8 protein-coding genes are annotated in these 16316 nt (G+C 75.3%); 5 read left to right on the forward strand and 3 right to left on the reverse strand.

The genetic code is table 11. The features are described 5' to 3' along the window. Nucleotides 1-170 precede the first annotated feature (170 nt). Nucleotides 171-1859 (reverse strand): alpha/beta hydrolase, encoded by a 1689-nt coding sequence (locus ACF053_RS12520; RefSeq protein WP_391953850.1) that lies wholly within the window; start codon nucleotides 1857-1859, stop codon nucleotides 171-173. Between the two features lie 234 nt (nucleotides 1860-2093). Further along, nucleotides 2094-4946, reverse strand: coding sequence for a flippase-like domain-containing protein (locus tag ACF053_RS12525; RefSeq protein ID WP_391953851.1), 2853 nt, complete (start codon nucleotides 4944-4946; stop codon nucleotides 2094-2096). A gap of 149 nt (nucleotides 4947-5095) precedes the next feature. Here ACF053_RS12525 and ACF053_RS12530 point away from each other — a divergent pair, with 149 nt between their 5' ends. The 5 genes from ACF053_RS12530 (at nucleotide 5096) to nudC (ending at nucleotide 15685) form a co-directional block, all read left to right on the forward strand. Further along, the gene (locus tag ACF053_RS12530; RefSeq protein WP_391953852.1) at nucleotides 5096-5569 is read left to right on the forward strand and encodes an MGMT family protein; all 474 of its coding nucleotides are present in this window, start codon (nucleotides 5096-5098) and stop codon (nucleotides 5567-5569) included. 82 nt (nucleotides 5570-5651) lie between these two features. Next, nucleotides 5652-9272: an ATP-dependent helicase gene (locus ACF053_RS12535; RefSeq protein WP_391953853.1), complete on the forward strand. Its 3621-nt coding sequence runs from the start codon at nucleotides 5652-5654 to the stop codon at nucleotides 9270-9272. 314 nt (nucleotides 9273-9586) lie between these two features. Continuing rightward, the gene (locus ACF053_RS12540) at nucleotides 9587-13267 is read left to right on the forward strand and encodes an ATP-dependent DNA helicase (RefSeq protein ID WP_391953854.1); all 3681 of its coding nucleotides are present in this window, start codon (nucleotides 9587-9589) and stop codon (nucleotides 13265-13267) included. 10 nt (nucleotides 13268-13277) lie between these two features. Beyond that, complete coding sequence (locus tag ACF053_RS12545) at nucleotides 13278-14684, forward strand: dipeptidase (RefSeq protein WP_391953855.1); 1407 nt, start codon at nucleotides 13278-13280, stop codon at nucleotides 14682-14684. Between the two features lie 50 nt (nucleotides 14685-14734). Next, nucleotides 14735-15685, forward strand: a complete 951-nt coding sequence (nudC, locus tag ACF053_RS12550; protein WP_391953856.1) for an NAD(+) diphosphatase — start codon at nucleotides 14735-14737, stop codon at nucleotides 15683-15685. Nucleotides 15686-15979: 294 nt separating this feature from the next. Here the strand turns inward: nudC and ACF053_RS12555 are convergent, their stop codons facing one another. Next, entirely contained in the window at nucleotides 15980-16237 is a 258-nt protein-coding gene (locus ACF053_RS12555) for a mycoredoxin (RefSeq protein WP_058940649.1), read from the reverse strand. Nucleotides 16238-16316: the final 79 nt, after the last annotated feature.

Below are 16316 nucleotides of genomic sequence, written 5' to 3' on the forward strand. Positions count from 1 at the left end.
GGCCCTCCCGGCCTGTGGAAAACCCTGGCCGGCAAGGGCCTCACGGATCCCGCCGCACCCCTCAGGGACCGACCACCCACTCTCGGACGGACCCCCCGCGGACGGATCTCCCGCGGACGGGCCTCTCGCGGAGGGCCCTCCCGCGGACGGGTCCCTCACGGATCGGCCGCTCACGGACAGACCGTGCCGGAGGCCGGGACCTTGCCGGAGAGCAGGTACGCGTTCACGATCCGCTGCACACAGGCGTCACCGCCGTTGTACGCGCCGTGGCCCTCGCCCCGGTACGTCACCTCGATGCCGACGCCCTCGCCGAGCGCCCTCGCCATGGCCCGCGCGCCCGCGAAGGGCGTCGCCGGGTCACCGGTGGTCCCGATCACCAGGATGGGCGGCGCGCCGGGCGCGGCGACGTCGGGATGGTCCCAGGTGCCCGGTACGGGCCACTGGCCGCACGAGAGCAGCCCCCAGGCCAGGAAGTCGCCGAAGACCGGCGACGCCGCGCGGAACTCCGGCAGCTTCTCCCGTACCTGCTCCGCGGTGAACCGGGTCTTGTCGTCGACGCAGTTGATCGCCGCGTTCGCCGCCTGGAGGTTGGTGTAGCGGCCGCTCTCGTCGCGGCCGTTCATGGAGTCGGAGAGGGCCAGCAGCAGCGCGCCGTTGCCGCCGTCGGCCTCGTCGAGGCCCTGCTCCAGGTACCGCCAGTACTCCTTGGAGTACAGGGCCTGCGCGATGCCGTTGGCTGCCTGCGTCTGGGTGAGCCGGCGCTCGCCGATCCCGCGGACGGGCCGTTCGTCGAGCCGCGCCAGCAGGTCCACGACGAACTGCTCGATCTCCGCTGGCGTGCTGCCGGGCAGGGCGCAGTCGTCACCCTGGTCGAGGCAGTCGCGGGCGAAGTTGCGCAGCGCCAGTTGGAAGCCCTTCGCCTGGCCGAGCGACCCCCGCACGGCCGTCGCCGTCGGGTCGACGACCGCGTCGAACACGGCCCGGCCGACGCGGCGCGGGAACAGGTGCGCGTAGACGCCGCCCAGTTCGGTCCCGTAGGAGATGCCGAAGTAGTACAGCTTGTCGTCGCCCAGGACGCGCCGCATGAGGTCCAGGTCACGGGCCGCGTTCCGGGTGCCGACGAACGGCAGCACCTTGCCGGACCTCTCCTCGCACGCGTCGGCGTACTCCTTCAGCCCGTCCCGGAGGGCCGTCACCTCGCCGGCGTCGTCGGGCGTGGCGTCCCGGGCGTGGAAGGCGTCCAGCTCGCGGTCGTCCAGGCATTCCACGCCGTCGCTCTGCCCCACCCCGCGCGGGTCGAAGCTGACCAGGTCGTAGCGGGTGCGCAGGGCCGCGTAGTCGGGCGCGAAGGACGGCAGGGCGGAGATGCCGGAGCCGCCGGGGCCGCCGAAGTTGAAGACGAGCGACCCGATCCGCTTCGCCCCGTCCCGGGCGGGGGCGCGGATGAGGGCCAGCTCGACGGTGTCGCCGCCCGGCTTGTCGTAGTCCAGGGGCGCATCCATGAAGGCGCACTGCCACTTCGTGCCGTCCGGCAGCGGCGACGGCGCGGTGGCACCGCCCTCGGCGGCCGTGGGAGGCGTGCAGGGCTTCCATGTCAGCTTCTGCGCGGCGAGCTCGTCCAGCGTGCCCCCGTCCGCGTCCGCGCCGTCGTCCCCGCCGCCGCAGCCCGCCGCGGTACCGGCGAGGAGGACGGCGGCGGCGAGCACCGCGGTCCGCCGCCGGGCGGCCGGCCCCAGCAGCCCCGGCCGCCGCGCGTCGGTGGTACGCCCGGCGTCCCTGGTACGTCCGGTACCCGTGTTGCGTCCGGCACCCGTGGTGGGCGCCGTCCCCGTGGTGGGCGCCGCCTCCGGGACCGGCATCGCGCCCGCGGTACCCGCTTCGGCAACGCACCCCGTGCCCCCGGTGCACGCCGTGCCTGCGGTGCGCCTGGTGCGGGAGGTACGCCAGGGGGCCGACGTGCGCCAGAGGGCGGTCGTGCGCCGGGGGACGCGAGAGGTGGGCATGCGACCATCGTCGGCGTGCCCGGGCCGCCCCGCCCGTGACGGGCGCCCATGCGGGTGGCGACCCGCCGCCCCGGCAGGCCCCGGCGCCCCCTACAGGGCGCCCTTGCGCGTGAGGTGGTTGAACGAGAACCACCCCGGCAGCACCGGCAGCCACAGCGTCAGCAGCCGGTACAGCAGTACCGCGGGAGCCGCGACCTCCTTCGGGACGCCCGCCAGCACGAGACCGGCCAGGAGCGCACCCTCGACCGCGCCGATACCGCCCGGTGTGGGCGCCGCCGAACCGATGGCGTTGCCCGCCAGGAAGACCACGGCGAGGCTCGCGTACGTCAGCGGCTGCGTGCCGCCGGTGAACGCCCGGATCGACGCGTCGAGGCACAGCACGAACATCGCCGTCAGCAGCAGCATGCCGCCGATGCCGGTGACGAGCTTGACCGGCCGCTGGAGCACGTCCAGCATGCGGGGTACGACCCCGGCGAACAGCGACCGCAGCCGGGTCGAGACGAACTTGCGCAGCACCGGGACCGCCGTCACGACCAGCGCCAGCACGGCGATCGTCAGCAGTCCCGCGATCACGCTCCTGGACGGTGTGAAGTCGTCCTGCGACCGCTCGGTGCCGGTCAGGTACCCGAAGGCCAGCAGCAGCATGACGTGCGCGCCGAGCCCGAACAGCTGGGACGCCCCGACGCTCGCCACCGCCAGGCCGGGACGGACCCCGGAGCGCTGGAGGAACCGGGTGTTCAGCGCCACACCGCCGACCGCCGCCGGGGCGACGATCTTGACGAACGACCCGGCCACCTGCGCCACCACGGTCCGCGCGAACGACACCCGCTCGGGGACGAACCCGAGCAGGCTCATCGCCGCCGCCACGTAGCTGAGCGCCGAGAAGACGACCGCGGCCGACACCCAGGCCCAGTTCGCGTCGCTGATCGTCGACAGCGGGATGCTGGCGATCTGCGACAGCAGGAAGTACGCCGCGATGGCGCCCGCGATGAGGCTGATGAGCGTGCGCGGCCTGATCCGCTCCAACCGCACCGGCTCCACCGGGGCCTGCGGCCTGATCTTCAGCACCTGGCGGCGGATCTGCGCGAGGAGGTCCTCCTCGCGCGCTCCGTGCAGCGCGTCCTCCAGCGCCCGCTTCTCGGCCTGCTTCTCCGCGCGGACCGCCTTGCGCTCGGCCTTCCCGTCGGCCTTGCCGCCCACCTCGCCGGTGGCCGTGGACGCCTCCAGACGGGCCTCCTTCGCCGCCTGCGACGCCGCCAGCACCGCCTCGCGCTCCCGCTGCGAACGCTCCCGGGCCAGCCTGCGCAGCGTGGCGCGGCTCGACCGGCTCAGGGCGATCGGCTGGAGCAGCGGCAGACAGTCCGCGACCTTGTCCGGGCCGAGCACGGCGACGGCGGCCGCGACCGCGCGCTCCGCGCCCACCCGCAGGCCCAGCGTCGTGAGGAGCTGCGCGGTGTCCATGCGCAGGACCAGGTCGCCGGCGGCGATCTCCCCACCGCGCAGGTCGGTGATCACGACCTTGCCGGAACGATCCACCAGCAGGGCGTCGCCGGTCAGCCTGCGGTGCGCGATGCGCCGCGACTGCAGTGCCCGCACCTGCTCCCAGCACCCCCGCACCACCGCGTCGGTGATCTCCTCGTCCGTCAGCGAGTCCAGGGAGCGGCCCTCCCGGTGCTCGTACACGAGCATCACGGCGTCCGGGCCCAGCTCGGAGGTGGCGATCAGCTTCGGCGCGTTCGCGCCTGCGGCGATCGCCGCGTACGCGAGGAGGGCCTCCTGCTCCAGCGCCTGGCGCAACGACTGGATGGACCGGCGGGTGGTGATCCCGCGCAGGGTCAGCCGGCGCCACACCCGGTAGAAGAAACCGTGCGCCTGTTGTTCCCGGTCCACGACCGTCACGTCGAGGGGGGAACCCTCCTCCAGGGTGACCAGGTAGCGGCGGCCGCGGTCCCCCTGCTCGGCGGTGTCCGGCACGCCCTCCGCGCGCATCGCCGACACCGGCCGGAAGCCGACGTGGCGCAGGCCCGCCAGGAGGGTCTGTCCCGTGGGCCGGACGTTGGGGGAGCCGACCGTGTAGAGCGTGCCGTACGCGACCGTCCACCCGATCAGGACGGTCAGGATGATCGACAGGGGCGTGGTGTACCCGGCGACCAGCATGGTGAAGGCGTCGAGCAGCAGCACCACCCACAGGATGATCCGCCAGCGGGGCCTGCGGGCCATGCCGACCGCCGACATGTAGGCGATCACCGGCGCCAGGTAGCCGTGCACGGGGTCGGTCAGCCCACCACCGCTCTGCGGCTGCGTCAGCGCCTCCTGGATGGCGAGCGGCGCGGCCCTGGCCACCCACAGGTCGGTGGCGAGGGTCACCCCGTGCGCGAGGACCGCGGCGAGCACACCGTCCGCGATGCGCAGCCCGTCCCGCTTGATGAGCCGCTCGATCGCGAAGGCCACGGGGACGAGCAGCACGGCGATGCTGGAGACCAGACCGGCGACCTTGACGAAGACGGCGGGCGCCTGACCGGTGCCCTTGTTGATGTCCTGTTCGAGGCCGGAGGTGGTGCCGCTGGCGAAGGCGGCGATGCCGATGACGACGATGATCGCGAGGACGCCGACGAGCAGGCGGAGCAGGTCGGAGGGGCGGTGCACGCGCGCGGCGAGCAGTGGCTCGTCACCGGAGACGTCGTTGTGCTGCTCGGCGAGGGCGTCCGGACCGTGTGGGGCCTCGGGCACCGGGGGGCGCGAGGGTTCCTCGGGGACCGGCGCGGGAGCGGGGCCGTCCGGGCCGGGGGGGCCGGCAGCGTCGGGTACGCCGGAGCCGCCCGGGGCGTCGTGCCGCGCCGGGCCGTCGGCCGGGCCGTCGGAGTCCGGTCCGCCGCCGTCCGCCGGGGCGGCGTTCGGGTGCGGCTCGGCGCCCGGAGCGCTCGCCACGTCGGGAGGCCGCACGTCCCGTCCCTTCGCCTTCTCCGTGGGGTCGTCTTCTCGATCTCGTATCACCAGTCACCGCCCGGAAGATGGTGACATGACCGGGAGGTGGGGGAGAGCATCAGGGTGTGATGCCCGCCTTGTCGTACCCGTGGTGCAGGATGGAGCGGATGACTTCCGAGGACCACCCCGACCGGCTTCCGGAGTACGCCGAGCGCGTGCTGGAGGTCGCCGAGCTCATCCCACCCGGCCGGGTGATGACCTACGGGGACGTCGCCGAATGGCTCGGTGAGGGGGGCCCGCGCCAGGTCGGCCGGGTCATGGCGCTCTACGGCGGATCGGTCCCCTGGTGGCGTGTGGTGCGGGCCGACGGGCGGCTGCTGCCCGGCCACGAGCACCGCGCGCTCGGCCACTACCGCGCGGAGGGCACCCCCCTGCGGGACCCGGCTCCCGTACGGGACGGCGCACCGCTGCGGGCCGCCGCCCCCCTGCCGGAGGGCACCCCCGCGCGGGGCACCGCGCCGGAGCGCGGCGCGGCCGCGTCCGTGCCGCGCCTGGACATGCGGCGGGCCCGGTGGGACGGGGACACCGGTGCCGGCAGCGGTGACGCGGGCGACACCGGGCATGCGATGGCTCACAATTGACAGCTTCCGCCATACGGCGGGGCCGCGCCCCTTCTCCACCGCACCCTCACCCTCAGCACACCCTCCAGGACCGGCGATCCACGTGAGTTCCTCCTCCACCACCCGGCGCGCGCCGTACCAGGAACAGGTACGGGCGGGTGCCCCGGGCGCGTACCGGCTGGTGCGCACCCCGCCGGACCCGGTGGCTCCTCCTCTCCTGGACGCAGCCCAGCGCGGGGTGGTTGACCACGCGGGAGGACCGCTCCTCGTACTCGCCGGGCCGGGCACCGGCAAGACCACGACGCTCGTCGAGGCCGTGGCGGCCCGCGTCGCCCGGGGCGCCGACCCCGAGCGGATCCTCGTCCTCACCTTCAGCCGCAAGGCCGCCGTCGAGCTCCGCGACCGGATGGCCGCCCGCCTGCCCGGCGCGCGCGCCCCGCAGGCGACGACGTTCCACTCGTACTGCTACGCCCTCGTCCGCGCCCACCAGGACGCTGACCTGTTCGCCGAGCCGCTGCGCCTGCTGTCCGGCCCCGAGCAGGACGTCACCGTCCGCGAGCTGCTCGCCGGCCAGCTCGACCTGGAGCGGGAGGGCCTGGCCCGCGTGCACTGGCCCGACGAACTGCGCGCCTGCCTGACGACGCGCGGCTTCGCCGACGAGGTGCGCGCCGTACTGGCCCGCTCCCGGGAGCTGGGCCTCGGTCCGCGCGCCCTCGCCGCGTTCGCCGCCCGCACGGGCCGGCGCGACTGGGCGGCGGCGGCCGACTTCCTCGCCGAGTACCTGGACGTCCTCGACATGCAGGGCGTCCTCGACTACGCCGAGCTGGTCCACCGGGCCGTGCTCCTCGCCGACCGGGTGGAGCTGCCCCGGTACGACGCCGTCTTCGTCGACGAGTACCAGGACACCGACCCCGCACAGGTGCGGCTCCTCCGGGCGCTCGCCGGGCGGGGGAGCACCCTGTGCGCGTTCGGCGACCCCGACCAGTCGATCTACGCCTTCCGCGGCGCCGACGTCAACGGCATCCTCGACTTCCCCCGGATGTTCCCGGCCCCCGACGGCAGCCCCGCGCCGGTCGCCGTGCTGCGGACGTCGCGCCGTTCCGCGTCGACCGTCCTCGACGCCACCCGGCTGCTCACCGCCCGGATGCCGCTGCCGCGGCTCCCCGCGGGGGCGGCACGGGCCCACCGTGACCTGGCGGCGGTACGCGACGGCGGCCGGGTGGAGGCGTACACCTTCCCGACCGCGTCCACTGAGGTGGACAACATCGCCGACATCCTGCGCCGCGCCCACCTGGAGGACGGCGTCGCGTGGAGCGACATGGCCGTCCTCGTCCGCGCGGGCGCACGCTCCCTGCCCTCCCTGCGCCGGGCGCTCACCTCGGCGGGCGTCCCACTGGAGACGGACGGCGCGGACGTCGCCCTCCGCCACGAACCGGCGGTCGCGCCGCTCCTCACGGCCCTGCGCGTCACGGCCACGGCGGCGCTCCCGACCCGAGCGGCACCGGTGGCGGCGCGGCCGGCGGCGGCGCCCGAGCCGCAGCGACAGGACGTCCCGAAGCCGGCCGGGGCGCCGCACGGCGCCGGGACGTCCGACGGGGGCAGCTCCGACGCGGAGCCGTCAGGAGCAGAGCCCTCCGGTACCTCCCCGTCCGGCGGCGAGGCGCCCGGTACCGAGCACTCAGGTACCACTCCGTCCGACTCCGAGCCGTCCGACTCCGAGCCGTCCGACGACCAGCCGTCCGACTCCATTCCGTCCGACGACCAGCCGTCCGACTCCACTCCGTCCGACGACCAGCCGTCCGACCCCGACCCGTCCGGTGGTGCCCGGGCGTCCGGCGGCGACGCCGCGCCCTGGCTGGACAACGAGACCGCGCTCACGCTGCTCACGTCCCCCCTCGGCGGCATGGACGCCGCCGACCTGCGGCGCCTCGGCCGCGCCCTGCGCGACGAGGAGCGCGCGGCGGGCAACAAGGTCCCTCCGCCCTCCGACGACCTCCTCGCCCGTGCCCTCGCCGAACCCGAGCGGCTCGTCGCGCACGACCCCGCCTACGCGCGCGGGGCGCAGTACCTGGGCGGGCTGCTGCGCGAGACCCGCGAGCTGCTCGCCGCCGGAGGTACGGCCGAGGAGGCCCTGTGGCACCTGTGGAACGGCACGGGCTGGCCCCACCGGCTCCACCGCGCCGCCCTGCGCGGCGGCCCCGCCGGCCGCAACGCCGATCGGGACCTCGACGCCGTGTGCGCCCTGTTCGACACCGCGGCCCGCGCCGAGGAGCGCACCGGCGGGCGCGGCGCCCTGAACTTCCTCGCCGAGCTCGAAGCCCAGGACATCGCCGCCGACACCCTCTCCAAGCGGCAGGTCCGCCCCGACGCCGTACGGCTCATGACCGCGCACCGCTCCAAGGGCCTGGAGTGGAGCCTGGTGGTCGTCGCCGGGGTGCAGGAGGGCCTCTGGCCCGACCTGCGCCGCCGCGGCTCCCTCCTGGAGGCCGACCGCATCGGCCGCGACGGCCTCGCCGAACCGCTCACCCCCGGTGCCCTCCTCGCGGAGGAGCGCCGCCTCTTCTACGTCGCCGCCACACGTGCGCGTGACCGGCTCGTCGTCACCGCGGTGAAGGCCCCCGCCGAGGACGGCGACCAGCCCTCCCGCTTCCTCGCCGAGCTGGGCGTCGAACCGAAGGACGTCACCGCGCGCCCGCGCCGCCCCCTCGCCGTCTCCGCGCTCGTCGCGGAGCTGCGCGCCACCACCGTCGACCCGGACGCCTCACCCGCCCTGCGCGACGCCGCCGCCCGTCGCCTGGCCCGGCTGGCGGCCCTCGCCGACGACGAGGGGCAGCCGCTCGTACCGGCCGCCCACCCGTACCGCTGGTGGGGCCTGTACGAGCCCACGCGCGCCCCCGCGCCGCTGCGCGACCGCGATCAGCCCGTCACCCTCTCCGGCAGTGCCCTGGACCAGCTGGCGAACACGTGCGCCCTGCAGTGGTTCCTGGGCCGTGAGGTGAAGGCCGACGCCCCCGCGACCGCCGCCCAGGGCTTCGGCAACGTCGTGCACGTCCTCGCCGACGAGGTCGCGTCCGGCCGGACCCCCGCCGACCTGGCCGTCCTCATGGAGCGCCTGGACTCCGTGTGGGACGCGCTCGCCTTCGACGCTCCCTGGAAGTCCGCGCAGGAGAAGGAGCACGCGCGCGTGGCGCTGGAGCGCTTCCTGCGCTGGCACGTCATGGACCGCGGCGGACGCGCCCCCGCCGCCACCGAGCACGGCTTCGACGTCACCCTTGAGGCGGGGGAGTACGCGGTGCGGATCCGCGGCTCCATGGACCGCGTCGAACGCGACGAGGAGGGCCGCGCCTACGTCGTCGACTTCAAGACCGGCAAGCAGACGCCGACCAAGGACGAGGTTGCCCGCCACGCCCAGCTCGCCGTCTACCAGCTCGCCGTCCGCGAGGGGGCGCTCGACGAGGTGTTCGACGGGCGCCGCCCCGATCCGGGCGGCGCCGAACTGGTCCACCTGCGTCAGGCCGCCCCCAAGAAGGAGGGCGGCGACGCCCTGCCGCGCGTGCAGTCGCAGGAGCCGCCGTCCGAGGAGTGGGTCTCCGACCTCCTCGCCACCGCCGCGGGGCGCGTCCTCGACGAACGCTTCACCCCCACCACCGGTCAGCACTGCACCACGTGCGCCTTCCGTGCCTCCTGCAGCGCCCGCCCGGAGGGCCGCCACATCGTCGAGTGAGGCCGGGGCCCCGCCCCGACGGCGCGCAGCCCCAAGGGCGAGGGCCCCGAGGGCATTGGCGCCCAGGACCGGCACCACGACCCGGCGCCCACGAACCGGCATCCACGACCCGGCATCCACGACCCGGCATCCACGGGCGCACGTCCCAAGGTGGCGGCGCCCGAGGGACGACGGCCCCGGAAGTGAGGTTCGGCACGCCCGCCCGCCTCGCGCCCGGCCCTCCCGGGCCCCGGCCCTCCCGGGCCCCGGCCCTCCCGGGCCCCGGCCCTTCCGGCGGCGGGGCGCTGTCGGTGGCCCCGGTTAGCCTTCTCCGGGTGACCGCACGCATCACCGACCCCGAGCAGCTCAAGGAGCTGCTCGGCATCCCGTTCACCCCGGAGCAGACGGCCTGCATCACCGCGCCGCCGGCCCCGCAGGTCATCGTGGCCGGAGCCGGCTCCGGGAAGACCACGGTGATGGCCGCCCGCGTGGTCTGGCTGGTCGGTACGGGGCAGGTCGCCCCCGAGCAGGTCCTCGGCCTCACCTTCACCAACAAGGCCGCCGGCGAGCTCGCCGAGCGCGTCCGCACCGCCCTCGTCCGCGCCGGCGTCACCGACCCCGACGTCATCGACCCGGACGACCCGCCCGGCGAGCCGAGCATCTCGACGTACCACGCCTTCGCCGGCCGGCTCCTCACCGACCACGGTCTGCGCATCGGCCTGGAGCCCACCTCCCGCCTCCTCGCCGACGCGACGCGCTACCAGCTCGCCGCCCGCGTCCTGCGCGAGGCCCCCGGCCCCTACCCGGCGCTCACCCGCTCCTTCCCCACGCTCGTCAGCGACCTCCTCGCCCTCGACGCCGAGCTGTCCGAGCACCTGGTGCCCCCCGAGGACCTCGACGCCCACGACGCGCGGCTGCTGACCGCCCTGGAGGCCGTCCGCCTCGGCAACGCCGACCTGCGCAAGGTGCCCGAGGCCGCCGCCGCCCGACGGGAACTGCTCGACCTGGTCGTCCGCTACCGCGCCGCCAAGCGCGAGCGCGACCTGCTCGACTTCGGCGACCAGATCGCCCTCTCCGCCCGGCTCGCCCTCACCCGCCCCGAGGCCGGCGCGCAGCTGCGCGACGAGTTCCGGGTGGTCCTCCTCGACGAGTACCAGGACACGTCCGTCGCCCAGCGGCTGCTCCTCTCCGGCCTCTTCGGCGGGGGCACCGGCCACCCCGTCACGGCCGTCGGCGACCCCTGCCAGGCCATCTACGGCTGGCGCGGCGCGTCCGTCGCCAACCTCGACGACTTCCCCGAGCACTTCCCGTACGCCGACGGCCGCCCCGCGACCCGGTACGCGCTCAGCGAGAACCGCCGCAGCGGCGGCCGCCTCCTCGACCTCGCCAACGGCCTCGCCGAGCCCCTGCGCGCCATGCACGAGGGCGTGGAGGCGCTCCGCCCCGCCCCCGGCGCCGAGCGGGACGGCGTGGTGCGGATCGCCCTGCTGCCGACCCAGGCCGAGGAGATCGCCTGGCTCGCCGACTCCATCGCGCACCTCGTCCGCACTGGCAAGGAACCGGGCGAGATCGCCGTCCTGTGCCGCACGGCGACGGACTTCCCCGAAATACAGGCGGCCCTCGTCGCGCGCGACGTGCCGGTCGAGGTCGTCGGCCTGTCCGGGCTCCTGCACCTCCCCGAGGTCGCCGACCTGGTCGCCGTCTGCGAGGTCCTCCAGGACCCCGGTGCCAACGCCGCGCTCGTACGGCTCCTCACCGGCCCCCGCTGGCGCATCGGCGCCCGTGACCTCGCCCTCCTCGGCCGCCGCGCCCGCCTCCTCGTCCACCGCGCCACCGACGGCGACGCCGACCCCGACGAGCGGCTCGCCGCCGCCGTGGAGGGCGTGGACCCCGCCGAGGTGATCTCCCTGGCCGACGCCCTGGACACCTTCCTGGACACCGGCGGCCACGACGACGGCCTGCCGTTCTCGGCCGAGGCGCGCGTCCGCTTCGCCCGTCTCGCCGCCGAGCTGCGCGACCTGCGCCGCGCCCTCGCCGACCCACTGATGGACGTGCTGCACCGCATCCTCGCCACCACCGGCCTGGAGGTCGAGCTCTCCGCGTCACCGCACGCCCTGGCCGCCCGCCGCCGCGAGACCCTGTCGAACTTCCTGGACGTCGCCGCCCGCTTCGCCGCCGTGGACGGCGAGGCCACGCTCCTCGCCTTCCTCGGCTTCCTGCGCACGGCCGCCCAGTACGAGAAGGGCCTCGACAACGCCCTGCCGGGCGGCGAGAACACCGTCAAGGTCCTCACCGCGCACAAGTCCAAGGGTCTGGAGTGGGACGTCGTCGCCGTCCCCGGCCTCGTGACCGGCCAGTTCCCCAGCTCCCGCGCGCGTGAGGCGTGGACCGCCCAGCCGCAGGTGCTCCCGTACGCCCTGCGGGGCGACGCCGACACCCTGCCGGGGATCGACACCTGGGACGCCGCGTCGCTGAGGGCGTTCAAGGACGCGCTGCGGGACCACCAGCACACCGAGGAGCTCCGCCTCGGGTACGTCACCTTCACCCGCCCCCGCTCCGTCCTCCTCGGTTCCGCCCACTGGTGGGGGCCGTCCCAGAAGCGCCGCCGCGGTCCCTCCCCGTTCCTCCACGCGCTGTACGACCACTGCGCGGCCGGGTACGGCGAGATCGAGGCGTGGGCCGAGGAACCGGACGAGGACGCGGAGAACCCCGCCCTCGGGGCCGCCGCCGACGACCACGCGTGGCCGCTGCCGCTCGACCCCGCGTCCCTGGCCCGCCGCCGCGCCGCCGCCGAGACGGTCCTCGCCTACCTGGAGGCCCCGCCCGACGACGACGCACGGCAGGCGGCCGACGCGCCGGACGCGGCCGTCGACGACGTGCCGTGGTGGCCGGACGACGTGGACGCACCGGACGACGTGGACGTCTTCTGGTCGGACGACGTGGAGGCCCCGGACGACGTGGACGTCTCCCGGCCGGACGACGCCCCGCCCCGGGACGACGACCCCGAGGTTCCGGACGACACCTCCCACGCGCGGGGCGAGCTCCCGGACGGCTTCCCGCTGCCCGCGCACGCGCTCCCGCACCAGCGCACCGGACGCCCGGGCACCACCACCGGACGCTCCGGAGCACGGCCTGGGCTCCCCGGTGATGACACCCCGGACCCCCAGGACGACGCCGGGGACCTCCGCGACGACGCCGGGGACCCCCGGAACGACGCCGGCGACGACCCCCAAGACGACATCCCGCCCCTGCGCGACGACACCCCGGCACCCCGTGGCGACACGGGTCGGCTCGCACCCGAGGAGGCCCGCACCGTCGCCTCCTGGGACCGCGACCTCGACGCCCTCACCGGCGAGCTGCTGCGCGCCCGCAGCGCCACCAGGGACGTGCCGCTGCCCGCCTCGCTCTCCGCCTCGCAGCTGCTGCGCCTGGCGGCCGACCCCGACGCCTTCGCGGCGGAGCTGGCCCGGCCCATGCCGCGCCCGCCGCAGCCGGCGGCCCGCCGCGGCACGCGGTTCCACGCCTGGGTGGAGTCGCGCTTCGAGGCGCTGCCCCTGCCGCTGCTCGGCCCCGACGAGCTGCCCGGCGGCGAGGTCCACGCCGACGAGCCGGAGATCGTCGACGAGCGGGACCTGGCCGCCCTCAAGGAGGCGTTCGAGCGGACCGAGTACGCCCACCGCACGCCGCACCGCGTCGAGGCGCCCTTCCAGCTCGCCCTGGCGGGGCGGGTCGTCCGCGGCCGCATCGACGCCGTCTACCACGACCCGGACTCCGGCACGTACGAGATCGTCGACTGGAAGACCACCCGCCACCGCACCGGTGACCCCCTCCAGCTGGCGGTCTACCGCCTCGCCTGGGCGGAGCTGCACGGACTGCCCCTGGACGCGGTCAGCGCCGCGTTCGTGTACGTCCGCACGGGGGAGGTCGTCCGCCCGGAGGGCCTGCCCGGCCGGGACGGGCTGGAGCGCGTCCTGATCGGTGGGACGGCAGACGGGACACCGCCCTCCGCCGGATAGGCTCAGCAGTATGAGCGACACCCCGGACAGCGCCGTCCAGACCGTACGGAAGTACGTGGAGCAGCACCGCGACGCCTTCCTCGACGACCTCGCCGAGTGGCTGCGCATCCCTTCCGTCTCGGCCCAGCCGGAGCACGCCCCCGACGTGCGGCGCAGCGCCGAATGGCTCGCCGCCAAGCTCCGGGGGACGGGCTTCCCGGTCGCCGAGGTCTGGGAGACGGACGGTGCCCCCGCGGTCTTCGCGGAGTGGCCCTCCGGTGACCCCGACGCGCCCACCGTCCTCGTCTACGGACACCACGACGTGCAGCCCGCCGCCCGCGAGGACGGCTGGCACACGGAGCCCTTCGAGCCGGTCGTCCGCGACGGGCGGCTCCACGCGCGCGGGGCGGCCGACGACAAGGGGCAGGTGTTCTTCCACACCCTCGGCGTCCTCGCCCATCTGGAGCTGACCGGCCGCACCGCCCCCGCCGTCAACCTCAGGCTGCTCGTCGAAGGCGAGGAGGAATCCGGCTCCCCGCACTTCCGCGCCCTGGTCGAGCGGCACCGCGACCGTCTCGCCGCCGACGCCGTGATCGTCTCCGACACCGGCATGTGGAACGAGACGACGCCCACCGTCTGCACCGGCATGCGCGGCCTCGCCGAGTGCGAGATCGAGCTGCACGGCCCGGACCAGGACATCCACTCCGGCTCCTTCGGCGGCGCCGTGCCGAACCCGGCCACCGTCGCCGCCCGCCTGGTCGCCGCCCTCCACGACGACGACGAGCGCGTGACCATCCCCGGCTTCTACGACGGCGTCGTCGAGCTCGACGAAAGGGAGCGGGAACTCATCGCCGAGCTGCCGTTCGACGAGGCGGCGTGGCTGGCCACGGCCCGCTCGCACGGCACCCTCGGGGAGGCGGGCTACTCCACCCTGGAACGCGTCTGGGCCCGCCCGACCGCCGAGGTCAACGGCATCGGCGGCGGCTACCAGGGCCCCGGCGGCAAGACGATCATCCCCTCGTCCGCCCAGCTGAAGCTGACCTTCCGGCTCGTCGCCGGACAGGACCCGGACCGGATCGAGCAAGCGGTCCGCGACTGGGTCGCCGCCCGCGTCCCGGCCGGCATCCGCCACCGGATCACCTTCGGCGCTGCCACCCGCCCCTGCCTGACGCCGCTCGACCACCCGGCCCTGCGGGCCGTCGCCCGTTCCATGAGCCGCGCCTTCGACGGGGCGAAGATCCGCTACACCCGTGAGGGCGGCTCCGGGCCCGCCGCCGACCTCCAGGACGTGCTGGCCGCGCCGGTCCTCTTCCTCGGCATCTCCGTGCCGTCCGACGGCTGGCACGCGCCGAACGAGAAGGTCGAGCTGGGCCTCCTCCTCAAGGGCGTGGAGACGACCGCCCACCTGTGGGGCGAGCTGTCCACCGCACTCCGCTGAAGACCACGCTTGACAGACACCCATCAGACCCGGGGGAGTTGGAAGCACCAGTGAGCACCATCAGCAACGAGGCCGGTCACCGTCCGATCGGCTTCACCGCCCCGAGCGGTATCGACCGCGCCGCCCACCACCGCCTCGACGAGGCGTGGCTCGCGGCGGCGTGGAGCCACCCGACCACGCGCGTGTTCGTGGTCTCCGGGGGACAGGTGCTGGTCGACGACACCCCCGACGGCCGGACCGAACTGGTCATGACGCCGGCCTTCGAGGCGCCGCTGACGGAGACCCACCGCTACTTCCTCGGCACCGACACCGACGGGGTCAGCTACTTCGCCCTGCAGAAGGACGCGCTGCCCGGCCGGATGGACCAGTCGGCACGCCCCGCCGGGCTCCGCGAAGCCGGTCTCCTGCTCGACGGGCGCGACGCCGCCCTGATGGTGCACGCCGTCGCCCTGGAGAACTGGCAGCGCCTCCACCGCTTCTGCTCCCGCTGCGGCGAGCGCACCGTGATCGCGGCCGCCGGCCACATCCGCCGCTGCCCGGCCTGCGGCGCCGAGCACTACCCACGCACCGACCCGGCCGTGATCATGCTGGTGACGGACGAGCAGGACCGCGCGCTCCTCGGCCGCCAGGTGCACTGGCCGGAGGGCCGCTTCTCGACGCTCGCCGGCTTCGTCGAGCCCGGCGAGTCGATCGAGCAGTCCGTCGTGCGCGAGGTCTTCGAGGAGGCCGGCGTCACCGTCGGCACGGTCGAGTACGTCGCCAGCCAGCCCTGGCCCTTCCCGTCCAGCCTCATGCTGGGTTTCGTGGCCCGTGCCACGTCGTGCGAGATCGACGTCGACGGCGACGAGATCGAGGAGGCCCGCTGGTTCTCCCGCGAGGAGCTCACCGCCGCCTTCGCCTCCGGAGAGGTCCTGCCGCCGTTCGGCGTCTCGATCGCTTCGCACCTCATCGAGCTCTGGTACGGCAGACCGCTGCCGAAGCCGGGCGCCGCCGCCCTCTGAACCCGCCCGGGGGAGGCGGCCGCCGGCCGCGCTCCGCCGAAGCGGGGCGCCCGGGCCGGCCCGGCCGAGCCTTCCGGCCGGGCGGGCCGAGCCCCCTGGCTGGTCCGTCGAGCCCCCGGCCGGGCCGGCCGAGCCACTGGCCGGCCCCACCGAGCCACCCGGCGCCGGTCCGCCGAGCCCCCCGGCCGGGCCTGCCGTGTCCCCCGGCCGGGCCGCCGCCCCGCGATCAGGAACGCGGACGCCCCCGCCGGTCGGTCGGCGGGGGCGTCCTGTCTGCGGAGCGGCGCGGTGGCGTCAGCCGGCCAGCGCCTGCTGGACCTGCTTCAGGCTCGGGTTGGTCATGACGACGTCCTCGCCGCCGCCGTTCGGCGCGACGAGCACGGTGGGGACGGTCTGGTTGCCGTTGTTGACCTTCTCCACGAACGCGGCGGACTCCGGGTCCAGCTCGATGTTGATCTCCGTGTAGGCGATGCCCTCGCGGTCCATCTGGCTCTTCAGCCGCCGGCAGTAGCCGCACCAGGTGGTGCTGTACATCGTCACAGAACCCTGCATCGTCTCTTCCGCTCCTCGGATCGCTGGAGTGCGTGATCGCACCGGGGAGAACGTACGGGGACCGGCCGGGCATTCCCGC

The organism is Streptomyces kanasensis, from assembly GCF_043077165.1.
Classification (GTDB): domain Bacteria; phylum Actinomycetota; class Actinomycetes; order Streptomycetales; family Streptomycetaceae; genus Streptomyces; species Streptomyces changanensis.

Coding starts and splice junctions, on each gene's coding strand:
- ACF053_RS12520 (WP_391953850.1), bottom strand. CDS start 1,859: ATGCCGGTCCCGGAGGCGGCGCCCACCACGGGGACGGCGCCCACCACG.
- ACF053_RS12555 (WP_058940649.1), bottom strand. CDS start 16,237: ATGCAGGGTTCTGTGACGATGTACAGCACCACCTGGTGCGGCTACTGC.
- ACF053_RS12545 (WP_391953855.1), top strand. CDS start 13,278: ATGAGCGACACCCCGGACAGCGCCGTCCAGACCGTACGGAAGTACGTG.
- ACF053_RS12530 (WP_391953852.1), top strand. CDS start 5,096: ATGACTTCCGAGGACCACCCCGACCGGCTTCCGGAGTACGCCGAGCGC.